Origin of the sequence: Streptomyces calidiresistens (assembly GCF_014141525.1) — a bacterium.
Lineage (GTDB): Bacteria > Actinomycetota > Actinomycetes > Streptomycetales > Streptomycetaceae > Streptomyces > Streptomyces calidiresistens.
In genome coordinates this window covers 1-898 of sequence record NZ_VKHS01001328.1, presented here as the reverse complement: position 1 = coordinate 898, position 898 = coordinate 1, and the positions used below count along the sequence as shown (strand labels likewise).

The window sequence follows — 898 nt, the reverse complement described above, 5'->3', positions numbered from 1 at the left end:
GTGGGGGACCTCACGGGATCACCACCAGGTCCCGGATGTCCTCCAGGCGCCGCTGCCCGATCCCGGAGACGTCCAGCAGTTGCTCGACCGACACGAACGGGCCGTGGCGTTCCCGGTGGGCGACGATGTTGCCGGCGAGCACCGGCCCCACCCCGGGGAGTTCGCGCAGCCGCTCGGCGTCCGCGAGGTTGAGCAGGATGCGGCCGTCGGGAGCCACTCCCTCCGGAAGGTGATGGGGCACCCCCGGGCCGGTCCCCGCGGGAGGGGCCGGATCGCCGGCCAGCCCGACCGCGCCCACCGGGATGTGCTCGCCGTCGATGAGCGGCCGCGCGCGGTTCAGCGCGCCCGGGTCGGCGTCGGGCAGGAGGCCGCCCGCCGCCTCGATGGCGTCCCCGACCCTGGAGCCGGGCGGAAGGGTGTGCAGGCCGGGACGACGGACGTCGCCCGCCACGTCGACCACCACGGGCGGGGTCTCCTCCGCCGGCTCGGCCCCCTCCGCCGGCCCGACCCCGGGGGAGGCGTCCCCGGACGGGATCGGGGAGTTTGCGGCGGCCGGTACCGGCCGGGGTCGGGAGGAGGACCAGTGGTGCACGGCGAAGCCGATCGCCACCACGAGGAGAACCGTCAGGGCGAGGAGGGTGCGGGGTTCCATCCCGCAGCGCAGCCGCCATCGGGCGATGGTGTCGGCGAGCCCCGCACGCCCGGGGCCGACCGGTGGTGCGGGGACCTCCTGCCCCGGGAGCCGATCCGAGGGGGGCGGCTCCTCCGGACGCCCGGCGGTGTCGGGGGCACCGGAGCCCACCCGATCCCCCGGGGTGCGGAGGAGGTGGGTGGTGTCCGGGGTCGCGGCGCCGGCGGGCGGCCCGTCGGAAGCGCCGCTCCCCGGGACGGGGGTCGC

General features: G+C 78.0%; 1 protein-coding gene. It reads right to left on the bottom strand.

The window, feature by feature from the left end:
- Positions 1-10: 10 nt before the first annotated feature.
- Positions 11-898 (bottom strand): helix-hairpin-helix domain-containing protein (locus FOE67_RS27130; RefSeq protein ID WP_228474356.1); only part of this gene is annotated, 888 nt, incomplete at its 5' end.